Raw genomic sequence first — 14,896 nt, forward strand, 5'->3', positions numbered from 1 at the left:
CAAGGCCTCCTTTTCTATCCGAGTCTCTACACCTCATGTCGAGCATCGCCGTTACCGATCTGACCTCCACCATGGACGTCGACAGCGTCTCGCGGCCGGTTGTGGCTCTGAGTGCCACATTGGTCGCCAAGGACTGGGAAAATGCCACGCATCAGCACCGCAAGGCGCAGTTGATCTACTCGGTTCGCGGCATCCTCAACTGCGAAATCGAAGAAGGCGTCTGGATCGTGCCGCCGCAGTGCGCCTTGTGGATCCCCGGCGACTTGCCCCACTCGGCCTGGGGTTCCGGTGAAGTGGAGTGCTACTGCCTGTTCGTCGAGCAGGATGCCGCGCCGGATCTGCCGACCACCTGCTGCACAATTTCGGTATCGCCGCTGCTGCGCGAGTTGCTGCTCAAGGCGACCGCCGTTCCCGAGCTGTACGCCCCAGGCGGACGGGAGGAACGGTTGCTGGCGGTGTTGCTCGACGAGCTGGTGGCGGCGCCGGTGGAGGACCTGCACCTGCCCATGCCGCGTGACCCACGCTTGCGTCGCCTCGCGGAAATGATCCTGGCGACGCCGGCTGACAAGACGTCGAAGACCGCCTGGGCGACGCGCATAGGTATGAGCGAGCGCAGCATGAGCCGCCTGCTGCTGCAGGAAATTGGCATGAGCTTCGGGCGCTGGCGTCGGCAGCTGCACGTGATCCTGGCGCTGCAAAGGCTGACCAAGGGTGACAGCGTGCAAACGGTGGCGCTGGAACTGGGCTACGAAAACGCCAGCGGCTTCGTCACGATGTTTCGCAAGGCGGTGGGCAAGCCGCCGGCTCGCTACCTTTCGGATCGCACCGGCAGCGCGGTGACGGCAGCTGCGCCCGGAATCATGCTCCCCGATCCGATCGCCCTCTGATCCAATCCGCCTGTCCTGACGCAAGCCTGCGCTGCTTTATTAAAAAGCCGCGGACTTCAGCACCCCCCACACACCCTGCAACGTCGCTCGCCCATGAAGACGACCGCGCATAACGGCGACATCGCCGCATGTCACGCCGGCCGTTTGCCCCTCGTCAGTCTGCCTGGCAAGTCGACCATATTCCGTAATCAACCATGACTATTACTCAAAACGGCCAGCGGGAGGGTGTGATCATTATTGGCCGAATCGAATAACAATCTGGCCTGATTTCACCATCATGGCGCATTGCCTTTGTTGTTAAATGCGCCATCTAAATGCAAATGAGTATTGCTTAAATGAAAACTTCATCCATTACAGGGAAGTTTCGCTCGTCTCTTGCTCTGTGCGCCGATTCAGTCGTCTGCCCGCCGCTCGCCGGGCACCTCAAAAACGCGCCCTGCAGCGCGCTGGGCTCGGCGATTGCGGCAGCGCTTGTGCTCAGTGCGCCGGGCGCATTTGCCGCCGAGACGGCGCAGCCGCAAAATAAGGCAGCAGACTCAGCCCAGAAGGAAGTGGCCCTGCCGGCAATCCGCGTGACAGGCCAAATGGACAACGCGACCACCGAGGGAACCGGCTCCTACACCACCGGCGAGACGGCAGCGGCGACGCGCCTGCCGATGACGCTGAAGGAAACGCCCCAGGCGGTGACCGTGATCACGCGCCAGCGCATGGACGACCAGCAACTCAACACGGTGCAGAGCGTGCTGGAGAACACCAACGGTGTCACCGCGCGCCAGGCCGACAGCGAGCGCACCAGCTTCTATTCGCGGGGGTTGCTGATTAACAACGTGCAGTACGACGGCATCCCCACCGTGATCGGCAACGCCGTCAACGGCAGCGGCATCAGCGCCCTGGACACCGCCTTCTATGACCGTGTCGAGGTGGTGCGTGGCGGCTCGGCCCTGCTGACCGGCACCGGAAACCCTTCAGCCTCCATCAACCTGGTGCGCAAACGGCCGACACCTGAATTCGCCGCATCCGCCTCCCTCGGCGCCGGGAGCTGGGATACCCACCGCGGCATGGGCGACGTCTCCACACCGCTGACCGAGGACGGCCGCATCCGCGCGCGCCTGGTAGGCACCTATCAGGACGGCAACTCCTACCTGGACGGCTACAAGCCCGAGCGCAAGGCGTTCTACGGCATCGTCGAGGCCGACCTGACCGCCGATACCACGGTGAGCCTGGGCTATGACTACCAGGACATTACGCCGAAGGGCGCCACCTGGGGCGGCTTGCCGCTGTGGTACAGCGACGGTTCGCAGATCGATTATTCCCGCTCCAAGAGCTATGGGCAGGACTGGAGCCATTTCGACAACACCCTCAAGACCGCCTTTGCCGAAGTCGAGCACCGCTTCGACAACGGCTGGACGCTCAAGGGCGTGTTCAACCAGTACCGCACCGAAAGCGAATCCGAACTGGTCTCCCTGGGTGGCCGGCCTGACCCCGTCACGGGGCTGGGCGCCTTCCCGTTCGCAGTGGCGTCCGAGGGGCGCAGTCGCCAGAACACCTTTGACGTGATGGCCAGCGGCCCCTTCGAAATGCTCGGTCGCCAGCACGACCTGGTGGTCGGCGCGACAAGTTCACGCCGCAAGGCCAGTCAGGACGATGTAGCGCCGTTCTTCGCAGGCTTTACGCCGATCAACATCCATAGCCTGAGCCCAGGCACGCCACGGCCCAACTTTGATGCCATACCGCATATCCCGACCCGCACCGAGGTCAAGCAGAGCGGCATCTATAGTGCGGCCCGCTTCTCCCTGGCCGATCCGCTGAAGCTCATCGTCGGCGGGCGCCTGAACTATTACGAGGTCGACGACGACGCCAACGGCAGCACGCTGCACTACAAGAAAAACAACGAATTCACCCCGTACGTCGGACTGGTCTACGACATCGACAGTACCTACTCGGCTTACGTCAGCTACACGGGCATCTTCAACCCGCAAACCGACTTCCGCGACACGACCGGCAACGTGCTCACGCCGTCCAAGGGCAAGACCAAGGAAGTCGGCCTCAAGGCCGCCTATCTGGACGGGCGCCTGAATGCTGCCGTGGCGGTGTTCGAGACCAAGCTGGACAACGCCGCGCAACTGGTCCCCGGCGCGTTCACCCCAGGCGGAGCCAACGCCTATACCGGCGCCGACGGCACCAAGTCTCGCGGCATCGAGTTCGACCTGCAGGGCGAGCTGGCCACTGGCTGGAACATCTACGCCGGTATCGCCCACTTCACCGCCGAGGATGGCGACGGCGAGCGCCTGAACTCCCAGCTACCGCGCACCACGGCCCAGTTCTTCACCACCTACCGGCTGCCTGGCGCGTGGAACAAGCTGACCCTGGGCACAGGCGTGAAGTGGCAGAGCCGCTTTTACCAGGCGCCGGGCGTTGGCACCAGCACGCTGGGCGGCGAACAGAGCGCCTATGCCCTGACCTCGGTGATGGGGCGTTACGCCCTGAGCGAGAACATCGACCTGGGCCTCAACGTCAACAACCTATTCGACAAGAAGTACGCCTTGCAGAAGGGTGACTTCGACACCGTGACCTATGGCGCCCCGCGCAACCTGATGGCCACGCTGGACTACCGCTACTGATTGCCCGCAGTACGCGGATCGCTGCCGGCGACTCGCGCCCCTACCGCCTTGAACATCGAGAACGTGCTCATGCCTACCCAAAACCCGGTTCACGTATTGGCGATACACAATGCGAACAAGGTCACCTTGTTCTGGTTGACGACTACTGCTGGCGCAGTGCTCTTCGTGACCTTCCAGTTGTTCTTCTACGTAAACGACTTTGTGAGAGCACAGGGCACCGCCCCGGCGATTACCTTCGAGCCCGGCATGCTTTGGGTGTTTCCTACCTTCTATGGCTCCTGGATCGTCACGGTGCTCCTCGCCCTGATCGAAACCCGCAAGGCCCAGTGGGCTGTCCTGATCCTCGGCAGCCTGCTGGTCGTGCTCAATACCCTGGGCGGAGTCACCGACGGGCTGCGCGACGGCTGGTACGTCGCCTTCTCGGCGGTATTCTTCATCACCCTGCCCGGAGTGTTCGCCATCGCCGCCAGCTGGCGTCACCTCAACCGCAAAGGAACCCGCCATGCCGATGAATAGCGCTGAATTCCCGCTGGTGTGGATGAGTTTCGCCCACGAGCCCGGGCACGATACCCAGAAGGACTTCGACGAGTTCGCAGCCAACCTGCAGCGCGGCGAACCCTTCGTGCTGCTCAGCGAAACGCCACCCGGCGATGACCATGAGCACTCACCAGAAGAAAAGAAACGCACCACGCTGTGGATGAAGAAGCACAAGGCGCAACTGCGCAGCCTGGTTCTGGCCCTGATCATGGTCGAACCCAGCGCGGCAAAGCGCCTGGGATTCAAGGCATTCGCCGGCCTGTTCGCCAAGGTCTGGGGCTACCCGCTGCTGTTCGCCGCCTCACGCGAGCAGGCCATCGAGATGGCCCACGAACTGCTGCGCAAGACTAACAGGGAGGCGCGCTGAGGGTTGGCTAGCTGAAACGACTCAGTTCGCTACAACTTCACCCTCGGAAACTTCGTCCAGTGATTTGCCGCGAGCTCGCTCTTGCGAAACGGCTTAGTAAGCTGCGGTACTTCTGGGTGATTATCAGGCATCAGTGCGGTGAGGGCGTGCGATGGGCAGCAAAGGCCATTCTCTGCCAATCATAGGTGGTCAAATCCGATGTAAATGGCAGGTAAGGTCGAATGCATGCAACGAGGGAAGTCCGTGCAGAACTCATCGGCCAGCTAAGCAGAAACGGGCGCTTTAAGCGCCCGAAACGCTGTCAATGTTCAACCTGCGCCTGAAGCCGTCGACCAATCACTTCCAGCAAATCACACCCATCACGCAACGGAATTACCAAAAGTTGCGCCAAGTCCGAAAGCACCACTGTGTCGCTGGCGATCTCGGATCGGAACGCGATGTTTTCCAGTACTTGAGTCACCACACGGATGCGGTAATCAGCGGTTGCGTGCAAGACGTCCAGCGGGGATAAATCCCCTCGCCACAGGGAGGGCGGTGCAGCTAGCCCTCGAACTCCGTTTGCAGCATCGCCAAAAACGCCTCTCTGGCAGGATGCCGACCGGCGTTTTCATGCCAATAAAAAAGGTTATCGATCCCCGCCAGCTCGGGAAATTCATACCCCGTCCAACCAGCCCCCTGGCGGTATTGCTCATAGATCCCACGGGGCACCAGCGAGACACCTGCACCTGCACTGACGCAGCCGACGATGGCGCCGTAGCTGGCGATGCTGATGATCGGCTGCGTTTGCTCATGGCGTAGCAGCCATTGCTCCAGCGCCAAGCGGTACGGACAGCCCGTGGGCCACATGAAGATCGCTTTGCCTCGCAAATCTGCCGCGCTGCGCAGTGGGCCGTGGGACTCGGAGGCGATGAGCACCAGGTCTTCGCGGTACATCACGGCTCGCTTGAGTCCAGGTCGCTCCATGTCCACCGCTACGATCACGCCATCGAGCCGGTGATGCTGGACATCGTCCAGCAGCTGAGCCCAGGTGCCCGTGCTCAGTTCCAGGGATACTTGCGGGTACTGCGCGTGGTATTTGGCCAGCAACTGGGGCAGACGCCCCGTGGCGCTGGACTCGATCGCGCCAATGCGCAACGGGCCGCTCGGCGCGCTATCAGGGGCTATTGCGCGGCGGGCTTCTTCTGTCAGGTTCAGTATTTTTGTCGCGTACCCCACAAACACTTCACCCGCCGGGCTGACTCGCAGTCCGCGACCTTCGCGGAAGAACAACGGCGTGCCGAGCTCCCGCTCCAGGGACTTGAGGCGTGCGGTGATGTTGGACGGCACACAGTGCAGCACTTCAGCGGCACGGGCGATGCTGCCGGTGTCGCAGACCGTCTTGAGCATGCGCAGTTGGGACAGTTCCATAGCTCACCCAAAGTGAATGGTGGGTTGAGTTTAAGTCACTTGTGCTGATGTGAGGTGGTTTCGATACTTCGAGGCAAATCGGCAGACGCTCAATGGGGCAGGGACTTCTAAATGGAAACGCGTTGTGTGTCGTTCGACGGTTCCTCCAGCAAACCCGGTGCGAGAATTATCCTCGCGACGATGTTCGTGATTTTTTGCTGGGCCTATTCTCCGATTGGCATTCGCATTGGCTTGCAGGCTTACGATCCGGGTCACTTGGCGCTGATGCGGTTTCTCATCGCTTCGGTGTTCATGGCCCTGGTCGCGATGGTCAAGGGTATTTCCCGGCCGCGTCTCAGGGACCTGCCATTGCTGGCGGTGCTGGGTTTCTTCGCTGTGAGCTTGCACCACATTGCGCTCAATTACGGTCAGCGTGGTGTCAGTGCCGGGGCCGCCAGTGTGCTCGCCCAGTCCACGCCTTTGTTCAGCGCTTTACTCGCACATTTTTTCTTCAAGGACAGAGTCAGTGGTTGGCAGTGGGGGTGCGTAGTGTGCGGCTTGTTTGGCGCTGCCGTGGTCGTGGCGGGGGATCGTGGCTTGGGTGATATGAACGCCCATGGACTCTTGATCCTGCTGGCGGCGCTGTCCTGGAGTCTGTATTTCTCTCTCCAGAAACGTCATGCCTATCGATACGATGGATTGACCATGGTTTGCTACACCGTCTGGTCGGGCACAGTCCTGCTATTTATTTTCGCGCCGGGACTGCTAATTGACGCACAACACGCTTCTGTTTCGGTGAATCTGGCGGTGCTGATATTGGGTATTTTTCCCAGCGCGCTGGCGTACCTCGCATGGGCTTACGTGCTGGCGCATAGCAACGTGAGCCGCGCCTCCATGGCGCTTTACCTGATACCGCCCACCGCGATGTTGATGGCTTCTTTGGTGCTGGCCGAGCGCCCGTCAGTGATGGTGGTGGTTGGGGCGGTTATCGTGTTGATGAACATGCTGGCGTTGAATCTTGAGCCGGTGAAGGGGGCAAATGCCAGCTGATTCTGTAGTGGTTGTAGGCAATGACGTCGGAGGGTTGCGAAAGGCAACTCCAGCTTGACGAACCGTTGCAATGGCGAAAACGAGAGTCGTCGGCTGACTTCACAACGGTCGTGAGGCACGGTTCTACGCGTTCTGTCTGATCCGTATTTTTCTGTTAAAGCTGCCGCTGTAATCAACCCAGTTCCCACCTCAGAATAGCCACGCGGTTTGCCTATCAAACCGCCCGTGTAGCGCAGTTTTCTGCTCCAGGAGTGCTCATGACGAAGATGGCGATTTTTTTGGGTGGTTTTTTGGCACTGACCCTTTTGATTGGCGTGCTGGCGACGATTTCGCCGGTGTAGACACAAGCCCGCAGACAAGGTGGCCCTGTGGCAAAGGAATGCTTCAGCGGAATACTGAAGCAAACCCGGTCGCTTTTTGTGGCGAGGGGATTTATCCCCGTTGTGGGAGCAAAGCTTGCTCGCGAAGCAGGCGCCTCGGTTGCTGAAAGATTGTATCGCCTGCATCGCGGGCAAGCCTTGCTCCCACAATGAGTTCTGTGTGGATCGGGGGAGCAGTCCTTAGCGCCTACCGATGCAAAATCACCTGCGCAATCTCCTGCAACCCCATCACCCGCTGCGCGGCGTTGAGTTTGATGGCTTCCTTGGGCATGCCGAAGACCACGCAGCTGGCTTCGTCCTGGGCCACGGTGCTGCTGCCGGCGTCGAGCATTTCTTTCAGGCCGCGGGCGCCGTCGTCGCCCATGCCGGTCATGATGATGCCGGTGGCGTTGCGGCCGGCGAATTTGGCCACTGAGCGAAACAGCACGTCCACCGATGGGCGGTGGCGGTTGACCAGGGGGCCATCCACCACTTGTACGTGATAGAACGCGCCGCTGCGGGTCACCATCATGTGTTTGCCGCCTGGGGCGATGAGGGCCAGGCCCGGGTGGATACGGTCGTTGTTGCGGGCTTCGCGTACTTCAATCTGGCACAGGCTGTTGAGTCGGGCGGCAAACGAGGCGGTGAATTTTTCCGGCATGTGCTGGACGATGACGATGCCTGGGCACACCCGTGGCAAGGCGGTCAGCACCGCTTCCAGGGCCTGGGTGCCGCCGGTGGACGTGCCGAGGGCGACGATGCGTTCGGTGGTCTGGGCCATGGCATGGCCGTTGGCGGCTGGCAGCATGGCATCGGCAGTGAGTTTGGTGGCTGGGGTCAGCGGCGCCGGGGCAGGGCGCCGGCCCAGGTTTTTGACGTTGACCTGGGCGGCGGCGCGAATGGCCGATATCAGCTCCGGTGCCGACTCCAGCAGGAAATTCTTCAAGCCGCTGGTGGGCTTGGTGATGATTTCCACCGCGCCGGCGGCCATGGCTTGCAAGGTGGTTTCGGCGCCCCTGGGCGTCAGGGACGAGCAGATCACCACCGGCGTGGGACGCTCGCTCATGATTTTCTTCAGGAAGGTGATGCCGTCCATGCGCGGCATCTCCACATCCAGCACGATCACGTCGGGCCACTCCCGGGCCAGTTTGTCCATGGCGAAAATCGGATCGGACGCCGCACCCATCACATGGATGTCCGGCGTGTCGCTGAGGATCGCCAGCAGTACCTGGCGAACCACGGCAGAGTCATCCACCAGCAGTACATTTATCTTTTTTGACATGGTTAATGCCGGGTCCTTATCGGTTGATGCCTGACCCACACGTCGCCGCTGCACAGGTCAAAGATGATGCTTCGGTAGCCCGTGCTGCCCATGTCCTGGGCGATCAGGTCCAGGCGGTACAGCGCGGCCATTTCCAGCGCTGCGTTGACGTTCATCCGCGCCACGTCGCCGAACGGCACCTGGCGTTGCAGCTCCGGGAACATTTCGCCGCCGCCGAACAGCTTGAGTTGGTAATCCTCGGGTTCGGTGCGATGGGCCTTTGCCTGGCGGACGAACAGTTCGATGGCTTCGTCGGCGTACATGCCGTTCAGCGCCGTGGAGCAGCGCGCCCGGCTGGGCAACATGTAATGGCACATGCCGCCGATCTTGCGCTCCGGATGCCACAGGGTGACGGCCACGCAAGAGCCGAGAATGGTGCGCAGGCGAGTCGGGCTGGTGGCGAAACGAAACTCGCCGGGCGCCAGATACACCTCGGGCATTTGCTTGAGCGCGGCGCTCATGGCTTGCGATAAATCGAAGGTGCCACCAGTTTCAACGCATCGGATACGCCGTTGAGGCTTTCGGAGTGGCTCACGATGAAATACCCGCCGGACTTGAGCCGTGGGAGCAATCGGGCGACCACTTTGCTTTTGGTGGGTTGGTCGAAATAGATCATGACGTTGCGCAGGAAAATGACATCGAACTCGCCCAGCTCCGGCAAGGTGTCGTTGAGGTTGACCTGGATGAAGTTGACCCGGCTGCGCAACGCCCGGTCGATGAGGAATGTGCCTTGCTGGCTGCCGGTGCCCTTCAGGCAATATTTCACCAGCAACGGTTGGGGCAGGGTACGGGCGCGTTCCATGGGGTAATGTCCGGAACGGGCCTTGGCCAGTACCTGGCTGCTGATGTCTGAACCGATGATTTCCCAAGGTGTGGTGCCCAGTCCTTCGGCCAGGGTCATGGCCAGGCTGTAGGGCTCTTCACCCGAGGAACTGGCGGCGCTCCACAGGCGGAAGGTTTTACCCGGCGTTGCATGGGGCAGCACATGTTCGCGCAGGAAATCGAAGTGCTTGGGCTCGCGGAAAAAGTAGGTTTCGTTGGTGGTGAGCAGGTCCAGCGCCACCTGCAATTCCTCGGTGCGCTGGCCGCTCATGATCAGCTTGAAATACTCGCCATAACTGCCCAGCTCATAGTGCTTGAGGCGCTTGAACAACCGCCCGGCCACCAAGGCCTTCTTGGCCGGTGACAGGTTGATGCCCGCGGCTTGATACAGCCAGGCTTGAAACTGGCTGAACTCACGGTCATTGAGCGCCAATGAGTTCACAGTGCGTTCCTTGCAGGTGTCTGCGTTCATTGGTTTTCAGCTTCCAGCGCGGCAGGGCTGGCCTGGGCCAGCTGCGACATTTCATCGATGGACAGCACTCGGTCTACCTCCAGTACGATCACGAACTTGCCGTCGACCTTGGCCATGCCGCTGATGAAATCGGCGCGGATCTTCGCCCCGAAACTCGGTGGCGGTTCGATCTGCGAAGCCGGGATCTCCAGCACCGCCGACACCGTGTCCACCAGCAGGCCGATGTCCTGGGCGGGGCCGTCCTCGGTGTTGGCCTCGATGATCACCACGCACGAACGCCGGGTGATCGCCGAGTTCTGTCGGCCGAACCGGGCCGACAGGTCCACCACCGGCACGACCGCGCCGCGCAGGTTGATCACCCCGCGTACGAAGGCCGGCATCATCGGCACCACCGTCAGGTTGCCGTACTCGATGATTTCCTTGATGCACAGGATGCCGATGGCAAACATCTCCGTGCCGAGCATAAACGTCAGGTATTGCGCTTCTTCCTCAACCGCGATGGCGGCTTGACGTGTGGTCGCGATGGCGCCCATGCCTTTTCTCCTTTTAAGCGAAGCCCGTAGGGCCGGACCGTCAGAACCGGGTGAATTCGGATTCGTCTGGCGCGCTGGCCATGTTGTAGGCAAATGCCTTGGGCATCACCGCCGCGGGCGCACGGGCTGTCTTGCGACTGGACGGACCTGGCGTGTTGTCCACCTTCAGTGGCTGGCTGGCCGATTTGGCTGGTGCGTCCAAGGTGAAGAAGCTCATGGCCTGTTGCAGCTGTTCGGCCTGGCTGCTCATCTCTTCTGCGGTGGCGGCCAATTCTTCGCTGCTGGAAGCATTCTGCTGGGTCACCTGGTTGAGCTGGGTCATGGCTGTGTTGATCTGCGCCACGCCGGCGGCCTGTTCTTCGGAAGCGGCGCTGATTTCCTGCACCAGGTCCGAGGTCTTGTTGATGGACGGGACCATTTCGTTGAGCAGATGCCCGGCCTTCTCGGCCATGTCGACGCTGCTGGACGACAGCTCGCCGATCTCCTGGGCCGCCACCTGGCTGCGTTCAGCCAGTTTGCGCACCTCGGCGGCGACGACCGCGAAGCCTTTGCCGTGCTCACCGGCGCGGGCCGCTTCGATTGCAGCGTTGAGCGCCAGCAGGTTGGTCTGGTAGGCGATGTCGTCGATGATGCTGATGCGTTGGGCGATTTTCTTCATCGCCACCACGGTCTGCTGCACCGATTCACCGCCGTCGGTGGCTTCCTTGGCGGCTTTGCTGGCCATGCCGTCGGTGACCTTGGCGTTCTCGGTGTTCTGGTTGATGCTGGCGCTCATCTGTTCGATGGAGGCGCTGGTTTCTTCGACGCTGGCCGCCTGCTCGCTGGTGGCCTGGCTCATGGATTGCGCGGTGGCGCTGACTTCTTCGGAGGCGCTGGCCAGGTTGTCGGCGGCGTTGCGCACTTCACCGATGATATGGGACAGCTTGCCCACCATGTTTTGCATGGCGTTGAGCACCATGCCGGTTTCGTCCTTGGAGCCGCTTTCGATTTTCGCGTTCAGGTTGCCTTCGGCCAGTTGCTCGGCAACCAAGGCCGCCTGTTTCAGGGGGCGGGAAATGATCCGGGAAATGAACAGTGCCAGGCCCAGGCCCACCAGCAGGGCGGCAACCAGCACGGCGATGATCGACAGACGCGCATTCTCATACAGTTCCGTACCATGGGCGCTGGCCACGTCGGCCCCGGCGGCATTGAGCTCAACCAGTTTCTGCAGGTCGGCGGTCACCAGGTCGAAATGACGTTTGGATTCGCCCTTGAGCAACGTCTGGGCTTCGTTGAGCAGATTTTGTCGGGACAGTGCGAACAGGTCTTTGCTAACGGCCAGGTACGCGGCCCAGTCACTGCGGGCAGTGTCGAACAGCTGGCGATCTTCGGCACTGGACAGCAGTTTTTCATAGGTCGCCAGACGCGTTTCGAAACCCTGCTTGGCTTCGTCCGCTTCTTTTTCGATGGCCGTGCGCTCCTGCTCGGAGTCAGCGGAAATGTGGCGATTTTCCTTGAGGCGATAGTTCGCCGCGTAGAAGCGCATGCCCGAGGCGGCGCGCATCGAAGTCATCCAGTTTTCGCGGATCTCGATGGTTGTGCCGTTGACCTCGTTGAGTTGGATAATCGAGAACACCCCCATGACGGCGGTCAACGCGAGCACCACCAGAAACGAGGTGATCAGTTTGGTGGCGATTCTAAGATCGTAGAACCATTTCATTGGGAAGTACCTCTCCATGGAATTGCTAAAGCGTCAGCGAGCAGTGGCTTGTTGTGATTGAGTCGAGGTGTAGCGGTTGTCTATTTGGGCGATCTGCGTGAGCAGCGCCGGCACGTCGAGAATCAACGCCACAGCGCCGCTGCCCAGGATCGTCGAGCCGCTGATGCCGCGCAGCGCGCCGAACAACTTGCCCAGGGGTTTGATCACGGTCTGGAATTCACCGAGCAGGTCATCCACCACCAGCCCGGCCTTGAGTTCGGCGTAGCGCACTACCACCACGTTCTGCCGGCGCGAGGCCGGGCCTTCGTGGTTGAAGTGATCGCGCAGGTACACCAGCGGCAGCACTTCGCCGCGCAGGTCGAGGTAGCCTTGTTCGCGGCTGCAAACCCCGTCGTCCTCGCTCAGCTCGATGCATTCCTGAACCATGTCCAGGGGAATGACGTACGTGGACTGGCCGATGCCCACCAGAAAGCCATTGATGATCGCCAGCGTCAGCGGCAGGCGGATGCGCACCACGGTGCCCTGGCCCGGTTGGCTGTCCAGGTCGACAGTGCCGCGCAGCAGGGTAATGTTGCGCTTGACCACATCCATGCCCACGCCACGCCCGGAAAGGTTGGTGACGGCCTGGGCGGTGGAGAAACCCGGCTCGAAGATCAGGTTGTAGATTTCCTGGTCGGTGGGGCTGGCGCCAAGGGCAACCAGGCCGCGTTCCTGGGCTTTTTCCAGGATCCGGTCACGGTTCAGGCCGGCGCCGTCGTCGGCGATTTCCAGCACGATGCTGCCTGAGTCGTGATAGGCATTGAGGTGCAGATGACCTTTGGCCGGTTTACCCGCTGCCAGCCGCGCCTCAGCGGTTTCGATGCCGTGGTCCATGGCGTTGCGCAACAGGTGCATGAGCGGGTCACCGATTTTTTCCACCACGGTTTTATCCAGCTCGGTCTCCGCACCGCTGATAATCAGGTCGATGTCCTTGCCCAGTTCCTGGCTGACATCGCGCACCACCCGGCGGAACCGGTTGAAGGTTTCACCAATGGGGATCATGCGCAGACGCAAGGCGCCGTCGAGAATCTCTTCCACCAGCCCGGACACCGTTGAAGTTGACTCTTGCAACGAGTCGTCGTTGCAGTGGCGGGCCAGCAGGCTGGCGCCGGCGCTGGCGATGACCAGCTCGCCCACCAGGTTGATCAACTCGTCGAGCTTGTCGGCGTTGACCCGCACATAGGCGCCGTCCTTGGCCTTGCCGTCGCTGGTTGCCGGTTGCTTGTCGGGCGTGACCTGAGCGGGCATGCGCGCAGCCGAACGCTGGTCCGGCATCAGTTCGCCGGTGGTGACCATTGCCGTGTTGGGGTCAGCCTGCTCTTGAGTGGTGGCAACCAGCCCGGTGTTCGTCTGCGGCACGGGGTCATCAATGGCGACGATCTGGATCTGGCAATCTTCGCGCACGAAATCGAAGACTTCGTTGATCGCCCCGTGGCCGGCAGCCGAACTGAACTCAATGTCGAACCCCAGGTAGCAGGACTCGGCATCCCAGGTTTCGGCCGAGGGCATTGCGTCGGTCAGCGTGGTGATGTGGATGATCTCACCGAGGGTTTGCAGGTAACGCAGAAATGACAGCGGGTCCATGCCGTTGCGGAACACCTCCGGGCCAAAACGCAGGGCAATATGCCAGAGGCGCGTTTCGGCGGGCGCTTGTGTGTCGCTTGCTTCGGCGGGCTTCGGGGCTTCGGCAGGCGAGGGCGCCTGATATTCCTGAAGGATCTGGCACAGCTCCATTTCCCGGGCCAGGGCCGGGGGCGCCAGTTTCGCGCCCTGGTTGGCCACCACATTGATCAGCTCCAGCATGTGATCACTGGACTTGAGCAGCACGGCGATCAGGCCGGCGTCCACTTCGACGCTGCCATTGCGCAACCGATCGAGCACGTCTTCGACGATGTGGGTGAAACTGACGATGGGTTCCAGGCCGAACAGCCCGGCCGAGCCCTTGATCGTATGGGCCGCCCGGAAGATCGCGCCGATAGCATCATCGTCGCCCGGGTCGCTTTCCAGTTGCAGCAGGGACTCTTCCATCGCCTGCAACTGTTCCCGTGCCTCGACGATGAACGTTTGTTGTGCCTGATCGAGATTGATGCTCACGCTCATATCCTTTGTCGTGTCCGACGTGTTGCGAGGTCTCTATACAACCAGGTTGCACAGGGCGAGTGTTTCCGTGACGGCCTTGCTGTGGCCCGTTATCTCCAGGCGGGTACCGGCCTTGGGAGCCTCGCGCTGGACCATCATCAGCAGTTGCAGGCCGGCGCCGTCCATTTCCGTAATCTGCGACAGATCCAGCGCCATGCGCGGCGTCGCCCCCAGGCGCGGCAGCAACTGCGCGGCGAGGTCGGCGGCGGTGTAGATCGTCAGCTCGCCGTCGATCTGCACCTGCGCGGTGTCGTCCTGTGTTTCGTACAGCAAGGGCATTTCACTCTCCGCGAATCAAGGAAGAATCAGCTTGGACACCGCCGCCAGCATCTGCGCCGGCTGGAACGGCTTGACCACCCAGGCCTTGGCACCCGCCGCCTGGCCCTCGAGTTTTTTCGACTCCTGGGATTCGGTGGTGAGCATGATGATCGGCGTGAACTTGTAGCTGGCCAGCTTCTTGACCTCCTTGACGAAGGTGATGCCGTCCATGTTCGGCATGTTCACGTCACTGATGATCAGGTGCACCTTCTGGCCATTGAGCTTGCCCAGTGCATCCTTGCCATCGCTGGCCTCGATCACGTCGTAGCCGGCACTTTTCAACGCGATGCCGACGACCTGCCGGACGCTCGCGGAGTCGTCGACAACCAATACACTTTTAGCCATG

General features: G+C 61.3%; 15 protein-coding genes. 5 read left to right on the forward strand and 10 right to left on the reverse strand.

Annotated features, from left to right (window positions below):
* The first annotated feature begins 35 nt into the window (after positions 1-35).
* The 4 genes from AC3I65_RS09890 to AC3I65_RS09905 all read left to right on the forward strand — a co-directional run bounded on the left by AC3I65_RS09890 (position 36) and on the right by AC3I65_RS09905 (position 4,412).
* Positions 36-887: an AraC family transcriptional regulator gene (locus AC3I65_RS09890; protein WP_028941359.1), complete on the forward strand. Its 852-nt coding sequence runs from the start codon at positions 36-38 to the stop codon at positions 885-887.
* 584 nt (positions 888-1,471) lie between these two features.
* Positions 1,472-3,508: a TonB-dependent siderophore receptor gene (locus tag AC3I65_RS09895; RefSeq protein WP_256676893.1), complete on the forward strand. Its 2,037-nt coding sequence runs from the start codon at positions 1,472-1,474 to the stop codon at positions 3,506-3,508.
* Between the two features lie 69 nt (positions 3,509-3,577).
* Positions 3,578-4,024 (forward strand): hypothetical protein, encoded by a 447-nt coding sequence (locus AC3I65_RS09900; protein ID WP_139050612.1) that lies wholly within the window; start codon positions 3,578-3,580, stop codon positions 4,022-4,024.
* The gene (locus AC3I65_RS09905) at positions 4,011-4,412 is read left to right on the forward strand and encodes a hypothetical protein (RefSeq protein WP_076385360.1); all 402 of its coding nucleotides are present in this window, start codon (positions 4,011-4,013) and stop codon (positions 4,410-4,412) included. Before AC3I65_RS09900 ends, AC3I65_RS09905 begins: the two co-directional genes overlap by 14 nt.
* 301 nt (positions 4,413-4,713) lie before the next feature.
* On the opposite strand, the gene AC3I65_RS09910 is transcribed toward AC3I65_RS09905, so the two are convergent.
* Complete coding sequence (locus AC3I65_RS09910; protein ID WP_076385358.1) at positions 4,714-4,938, reverse strand: hypothetical protein; 225 nt, start codon at positions 4,936-4,938, stop codon at positions 4,714-4,716.
* Positions 4,939-4,952: 14 nt separating this feature from the next.
* On the reverse strand, positions 4,953-5,819 hold the full coding sequence (locus AC3I65_RS09915) for a LysR substrate-binding domain-containing protein (protein ID WP_274091202.1): 867 nt from the start codon (positions 5,817-5,819) through the stop codon (positions 4,953-4,955).
* A 111-nt stretch (positions 5,820-5,930) separates the two neighbouring features.
* Here AC3I65_RS09915 and AC3I65_RS09920 point away from each other — a divergent pair, with 111 nt between their 5' ends.
* The gene (locus AC3I65_RS09920; RefSeq protein ID WP_488523674.1) at positions 5,931-6,848 is read left to right on the forward strand and encodes a DMT family transporter; all 918 of its coding nucleotides are present in this window, start codon (positions 5,931-5,933) and stop codon (positions 6,846-6,848) included.
* 567 nt (positions 6,849-7,415) lie between these two features.
* On the opposite strand, the gene AC3I65_RS09925 is transcribed toward AC3I65_RS09920, so the two are convergent.
* The 8 genes from AC3I65_RS09925 to AC3I65_RS09960 are packed head-to-tail and all read right to left on the reverse strand — an operon-like array spanning position 7,416 to position 14,895.
* A complete protein-coding gene (locus tag AC3I65_RS09925; protein ID WP_047227664.1) occupies positions 7,416-8,489 on the reverse strand; it encodes a protein-glutamate methylesterase/protein-glutamine glutaminase in 1,074 nt (357 codons plus the stop codon).
* A gap of 2 nt (positions 8,490-8,491) precedes the next feature.
* Positions 8,492-8,989, reverse strand: a complete 498-nt coding sequence (gene cheD, locus AC3I65_RS09930) for a chemoreceptor glutamine deamidase CheD (protein WP_047227663.1) — start codon at positions 8,987-8,989, stop codon at positions 8,492-8,494.
* Complete coding sequence (locus AC3I65_RS09935; RefSeq protein WP_047227662.1) at positions 8,986-9,822, reverse strand: CheR family methyltransferase; 837 nt, start codon at positions 9,820-9,822, stop codon at positions 8,986-8,988. Before AC3I65_RS09935 ends, cheD begins: the two co-directional genes overlap by 4 nt.
* Positions 9,819-10,355, reverse strand: a complete 537-nt coding sequence (locus AC3I65_RS09940; protein ID WP_047227661.1) for a chemotaxis protein CheW — start codon at positions 10,353-10,355, stop codon at positions 9,819-9,821. Before AC3I65_RS09940 ends, AC3I65_RS09935 begins: the two co-directional genes overlap by 4 nt.
* 40 nt (positions 10,356-10,395) lie before the next feature.
* A complete protein-coding gene (locus AC3I65_RS09945) occupies positions 10,396-12,054 on the reverse strand; it encodes a methyl-accepting chemotaxis protein (protein WP_047227660.1) in 1,659 nt (552 codons plus the stop codon).
* 33 nt (positions 12,055-12,087) lie between these two features.
* Positions 12,088-14,187 (reverse strand): chemotaxis protein CheA, encoded by a 2,100-nt coding sequence (locus AC3I65_RS09950; RefSeq protein ID WP_454864861.1) that lies wholly within the window; start codon positions 14,185-14,187, stop codon positions 12,088-12,090.
* A gap of 39 nt (positions 14,188-14,226) precedes the next feature.
* Positions 14,227-14,511, reverse strand: coding sequence for an STAS domain-containing protein (locus tag AC3I65_RS09955; protein WP_047227659.1), 285 nt, complete (start codon positions 14,509-14,511; stop codon positions 14,227-14,229).
* 15 nt (positions 14,512-14,526) lie between these two features.
* Positions 14,527-14,895 (reverse strand): response regulator, encoded by a 369-nt coding sequence (locus AC3I65_RS09960; protein WP_047227658.1) that lies wholly within the window; start codon positions 14,893-14,895, stop codon positions 14,527-14,529.
* Position 14,896: the final 1 nt, after the last annotated feature.

The organism is Pseudomonas sp. N-1-13 (genome assembly GCF_057787095.1).

Bases quoted from the DNA above. Each gene is read 5' to 3' on its own strand.
- AC3I65_RS09955 (WP_047227659.1), bottom strand. From the start codon at position 14,511: ATGCCCTTGCTGTACGAAACACAGGACGACACCGCGCAGGTGCAGATC.
- AC3I65_RS09945 (WP_047227660.1), bottom strand. From the start codon at position 12,054: ATGAAATGGTTCTACGATCTTAGAATCGCCACCAAACTGATCACCTCG.
- AC3I65_RS09960 (WP_047227658.1), bottom strand. From the start codon at position 14,895: ATGGCTAAAAGTGTATTGGTTGTCGACGACTCCGCGAGCGTCCGGCAG.
- AC3I65_RS09895 (WP_256676893.1), top strand. From the start codon at position 1,472: ATGGACAACGCGACCACCGAGGGAACCGGCTCCTACACCACCGGCGAG.
- AC3I65_RS09915 (WP_274091202.1), bottom strand. From the start codon at position 5,819: ATGGAACTGTCCCAACTGCGCATGCTCAAGACGGTCTGCGACACCGGC.
- cheD (WP_047227663.1), bottom strand. From the start codon at position 8,989: ATGAGCGCCGCGCTCAAGCAAATGCCCGAGGTGTATCTGGCGCCCGGC.
- AC3I65_RS09925 (WP_047227664.1), bottom strand. From the start codon at position 8,489: ATGTCAAAAAAGATAAATGTACTGCTGGTGGATGACTCTGCCGTGGTT.
- AC3I65_RS09900 (WP_139050612.1), top strand. From the start codon at position 3,578: ATGCCTACCCAAAACCCGGTTCACGTATTGGCGATACACAATGCGAAC.
- AC3I65_RS09920 (WP_488523674.1), top strand. From the start codon at position 5,931: ATGGAAACGCGTTGTGTGTCGTTCGACGGTTCCTCCAGCAAACCCGGT.
- AC3I65_RS09890 (WP_028941359.1), top strand. From the start codon at position 36: ATGTCGAGCATCGCCGTTACCGATCTGACCTCCACCATGGACGTCGAC.
- AC3I65_RS09940 (WP_047227661.1), bottom strand. From the start codon at position 10,355: ATGGGCGCCATCGCGACCACACGTCAAGCCGCCATCGCGGTTGAGGAA.
- AC3I65_RS09905 (WP_076385360.1), top strand. From the start codon at position 4,011: ATGCCGATGAATAGCGCTGAATTCCCGCTGGTGTGGATGAGTTTCGCC.
- AC3I65_RS09935 (WP_047227662.1), bottom strand. From the start codon at position 9,822: ATGAACGCAGACACCTGCAAGGAACGCACTGTGAACTCATTGGCGCTC.